This is a genomic window from Massilia sp. TWP1-3-3 (assembly GCF_049897805.1).
Taxonomy (GTDB): Bacteria; Pseudomonadota; Gammaproteobacteria; order Burkholderiales; family Burkholderiaceae_D; genus Telluria_A.
Genome location: NZ_JAFCWX010000079.1, coordinates 1 through 3,961, shown reverse-complemented (window position 1 = coordinate 3,961; position 3,961 = coordinate 1). Strand labels below are relative to the sequence as shown.

The 3,961-nt window shown below is 54.3% G+C and carries 4 protein-coding genes; 1 reads left to right on the top strand and 3 read right to left on the bottom strand.

Going from position 1 to position 3,961, the window contains the following annotated elements; all coding sequences use genetic code 11:
* Positions 1-447: hypothetical protein (locus ACP7D4_RS27625; protein WP_426212616.1), on the top strand; the 447-nt coding region annotated here is incomplete at its 5' end.
* Between the two features lie 78 nt (positions 448-525).
* On the opposite strand, the gene ACP7D4_RS27620 is transcribed toward ACP7D4_RS27625, so the two are convergent.
* The 3 genes from ACP7D4_RS27620 to ACP7D4_RS27610 all read right to left on the bottom strand — a co-directional run bounded on the left by ACP7D4_RS27620 (position 526) and on the right by ACP7D4_RS27610 (position 3,711).
* A complete protein-coding gene (locus ACP7D4_RS27620; RefSeq protein ID WP_426212615.1) occupies positions 526-753 on the bottom strand; it encodes a PAAR domain-containing protein in 228 nt (75 codons plus the stop codon).
* Positions 754-814: 61 nt separating this feature from the next.
* On the bottom strand, positions 815-2,335 hold the full coding sequence (locus ACP7D4_RS27615; protein ID WP_426212614.1) for a DUF6396 domain-containing protein: 1,521 nt from the start codon (positions 2,333-2,335) through the stop codon (positions 815-817).
* Between the two features lie 86 nt (positions 2,336-2,421).
* Positions 2,422-3,711 carry a phospholipase D-like domain-containing protein gene (locus tag ACP7D4_RS27610; RefSeq protein WP_426212612.1) on the bottom strand — a complete coding sequence of 430 codons (1,290 nt, stop codon included), beginning with the start codon at positions 3,709-3,711 and terminating at the stop codon, positions 2,422-2,424.
* Between the last annotated feature and the right edge of the window lie 250 nt (positions 3,712-3,961).

Genomic DNA, 3,961 nt, shown 5'->3' with positions numbered 1-3,961 from the left:
GCGCCAATTCCCCTTGCTATTTGGTATACTTATCCACAGCTGCTAGCATCAAACGCAGCGCCCGCCCCTGGGTCAAATTTCAATCAGCAGGGTGGGTCAATATTCGATCAGCGTCAACACCGGGAGAGTTATCAGAATGCAATAACCGCCCAAAGCGCGCTGTGCGCCGCGCAGACGACGCTGGTGACGGCGAGCCTTAACCAGCTTACCATGCAGATCGGGCTGTATACGGCCCAGTGTGGAGGCTGCGGAAGCGGAGAAATGCGCTTTATCCAGTGGCCCTCAATGCCGCGCCGTCGCCTCCAACAGGAAATCGTGGTGTGGCGCCGCATGATGCGATCGGGATCCGACCTGTGCCGGACTTCTGTGCATGGTCGAAAGCAGCGGCGCCCGACCATGGCGATCTTACTGAGCATTCGCGGCCAGACAAACCCTGACATACGCTAGTTCCTGGGTAGCTTTGCTACGTTGGTGGTCTAGCTCAGACATGCTACTCGTGCTGTGCCCGCTGAGGATCTCAGCAAATCACGTTAGCGACGTTATCAGCTTCGCGCCACATCCGGTCACATCATCATGATAGGCATAGGAACGACCCGTATGCTTTGCGCCGGCACCATCCGGTTTGATCGGGAAATCACCGTTGCATTTCGGGCAGTGAGTCATGTCACCTGCAAGCGCGGCGACTTTGCCCATGACAACGGAGTCGGATGAGACCTTGATGACTTTTCCTCCGTGATCGGTCTTATCGTCCATTCGGATAACGCCGCGTCCTTGATGTTTCATCGCCTATCCCCGCTATCATAACTATGCAGATTCATGCCGACGTATCCATCAAATGCCATGTTACTTCCTGCTCCAGCAACGCAAGCAGCCAGTCATGGTCAGGTTTCGGAAACGGTTGGCCCTTGTTCAGCCATACCTGGCGCCAGTGTTGGTTCACGATAGTGCTTAGAGGATGCGTGGGGTGTACCCAAGGCTGCCACACTCCGCTTATTGGGCACACTCGCCCGCCAGAGCAAGCCATGATTGGCACATCAAGCTGAACCTCACGTGCAAGGCCCGAGACGGCGCGAGGGTCAATCGACTCATCGTTGTGCCACTGCGTATCCCAGCGCTCCCATACCACACCGAAGATAGGACTGCGGGTATCCTCGGTTGGATCGAAAAAGTGCTCAAACCGCTCTTCTGCGGAATATAGGCCTGGCGGGATCTTTGCTAGCTGTGAGCGGATGCGTTCTGGCTGCTGATGGCTGGTCGGTTGCCAGAAGCCAGCTCTTGGCGCTCGTTCATTCTCGGTCTTGTCGCCTGTGTGGCGGAAAAGAAAGGCGGCATCGAGGTGATGGCGGTCCGTACGCAATGACGCGGCAGTCGGTTTCGGCGGACCTGGCTTCAGCCGAACCCCCATGGCGGCGTTGAGCAAAGTGTCGCGATCGCCATTCCAGCTCGGCAATGTCGCCGGAGGCAACGGCAGTATCTGGTCGATGTTTGGAAAGCGAAGGTTCGGGTCAAAGGCTAGGGCATCGCCCAGCAGTCCATAGCGTTTTCCTCGCGCCTTGTCAATTTGGGGCGCCAGCATATCGGCCAAGTTGAAGGGATGGCCAAACTCAATTTGCAAAGCATTGGCACACTCTTCGCAGCCGAACTTGACACCCTCATGCAGGATCCGTAAAGCACGAGTACTTTCTTCGCGCGTGCGGTCCGTACTGCCGGACGGAGGCCGATTGCCCGCAACGAGAAAACTCAGCTGGTAAGCTGCAGGACCATAACCCTGTCCAAAAGCGCATTCCAGCATCTGCTTTGCCACTGGAACATTTGCCCAGTGAGATCCGTCTCCGCTGTCTGTCGCGGCATCTAGCTTGTCGCCCAAAAAAGTCATTGCCTGTGGATTGCCCATCTGAGCGGCCTTTTGCCAAAACGCAAACGCTCGTGTTGCATCACTCTTAACACCAGTACCATTCATGAAGAAGGTGCCCATGCGGTCATATGCAGCAGGCACTCCCAACCGCATTCCTTCTTCCACAAGTCTGACGGCGTCTTCCGGCCCTTTAAGCGGGTCACGCCCTTCGATATAAAGGCTCGCAAGATTTAGCATTGCCTTCCAATGCTTGCGTTCAGCTGCGCGCAATGTCAACTGAACTATTGCCTTGTAGTCGCGATCTTCCTCCACGGTTTCCGGCCTCTCCAAAGCTCTCGCCTCAAGAAACCATGCTTCTGCCTGCGCGTCAATGGCCGGTGTCTTAGTCGCTTCCACTTCACAGGCAAAGCTGGACATATGCGGGTTAAACAGAGGAAGGCTTTGGTTGCGCGGCAGAACGTTTGGGGTGTCGTTGGGCATTTTGCAAGCGATCAAAGAGATGCATAGGAAAGCTGCGAGCGAAATATGTGCCCGACAGTTGGAATAAAAAACGGCTTTGTCCATAACTAACCCAACCGTATTGTGGAACTACGAGCGTCTTCAAGAGGTAGTAGGAATCCTGTCATTTGCAGTCCTTTATTCTTTTGTTTTCTATTGGATTGCATAAGCGTGACCCATTGTTTGAAAGCCTCAACGATTTCTTCCTTAGCCCCGCTTCCACCGCTAATCTTGTTTCCACTATGCTGCATCCAGACCCGGCTTCGCAAGCTGCGCGCGAGTGTCGCGTCGTTGGTGGCAATATTGATTTCACTGTCAACTGCCATGCTCCGCTGGTTCAGATTGGCGCTTCCAAGTGTCATGAACCCATCATCGACCAGCAGCAGTTTGGCATGGATATATATTTCACGATAGCGCCAGCGACGCTTGTCATAACCACTCGTTTGCAGCATCGCAGCAGAGACTTTCAGTCCGAAAGTGCTTTCCAGTTGTTTGTTATCGCGCTTCTCCATCTCATTGGCGTGCCGCACAACCGTGGGAATGCTTGATACAAACCGGGGGACGCCATTCGCGCCTCTGGTCATATGCTCTTTCTTGCTTTTGTTCGCTTCATCGATCAGTTGAATCTGGCCAGTCATGCTGCCTGGTTCCCCGAGCGCGGTGAGCGTATCGTGGGTACTGGGAATCATTTGTGCTCGCTCCGGCACGGGTATGACAACAAAGACGTGCATAAAGGGCATGTCCTGCATGCTCTTCCCGGCTTTAACGGAGCCGCGTTTCCAGGCGGTGACCACTTCCTTACGTTTCTGCATGAGACGCTGCGCCCACTCTTCGTGCTGGAAGTACTGATTTTCAACGTAGAGGTAACCGCCCGCAAGGCAGGCGGTGTCGGTTGCAAGGTAGTAGATGTCCTTTATGCTTTTGTCATTTTCATCAGGCTGGGTGCGCACAATTTGCACGGTAGAATCCCCTGGTGCTGCTTTTCGCAGAAGTTCGGCAGGTGGCGCCATGCACTCCCCCTTAAAACGACGTAGACATTCCTTCGATGCAGTTTCCATCCCATCATTGATGGAGCGGTCCCAAGCGGTGACAAAATTGTTGTACACCGAGATGAGCGCCTTGCCGCTATCAATACGACAGGCGTAGTCCTGATACGGTTTAATACTAAGAAATCCAGCATCTGCTTGGCCGCCCTGCACGCATTCGCCGGCGGTCGCAGTGGAAGCGTACTCCGAGCCCTGCTCACGCCGTGGATCTTCGAGCTTATGTTCGCACGTGTCCCAGTAGTCGGTCACGGAATTGAGGCCCTTAACATAGCCCACGGCCTTGATTCCTTCCTGATATGCGAAGTCGATCAAAATTGTTTTTTGATGGTGGGTTGCGGCATGGATCAACCCTAGGCGCTCGATTTCAAGGCTCGCGAGTGACGCCGGCTTGTGCTCTTCCGATTCAAGACTACGATCGACATTTTTTTTGTTAGCGCCGCGAGTTGAGCGCGTGCAAGATGTTTGATGGCTTTTGAGGGAGTTTTGTGCAGAATAACTGAGGTTTTAAGGCTGAGCGTCCTCAAAGAGCTTGACCAGCAAGCCCTCTGAGGACGAGTCTCTG

What these genes read in the sequence shown, in the direction of transcription:
- ACP7D4_RS27615 (WP_426212614.1), bottom strand. Translation starts at nt 2,335, where the DNA reads ATGCCCAACGACACCCCAAACGTTCTGCCGCGCAACCAAAGCCTTCCT.
- ACP7D4_RS27620 (WP_426212615.1), bottom strand. Translation starts at nt 753, where the DNA reads ATGGACGATAAGACCGATCACGGAGGAAAAGTCATCAAGGTCTCATCC.